Raw genomic sequence first — 243 nt, 5'->3', positions numbered from 1 at the left:
CACCATTATCGATGGGCCAGTTGTTTCGGACGGTTTTCCCCTGTCCCGGAACCCATTTCCTATAGCTGTATGAGGCATTGTTATTCACTACGTTATTCCAGTGCCCCTCAAGCGACTGTCCGCCGATATACAAGATTCCGACTGTCACATCAATTCCAGCCGTTTTCGCTATTTCATACAAGTATTCAAACCCATCGTCGGAGAACGAGTTCCCGATTGAAAGAAATTTAAATTCTTTTTTAG

General features: G+C 44.4%; 1 protein-coding gene. It reads right to left on the bottom strand.

Annotation, left to right across the window (positions count from 1 at the left end):
* A partial coding sequence (locus CHH91_RS18900) for a DUF4886 domain-containing protein (protein ID WP_286160855.1) occupies positions 1-181 on the bottom strand: 181 nt, incomplete at its 3' end.
* Positions 182-243 lie beyond the last annotated feature (62 nt).

The sequence above is a fragment of the Virgibacillus sp. 7505 genome, assembly GCF_002272135.1.
Lineage (GTDB): Bacteria > Bacillota > Bacilli > Bacillales > Amphibacillaceae > Terribacillus.
This window is presented reverse-complemented; position numbering and strand designations above follow the sequence as displayed.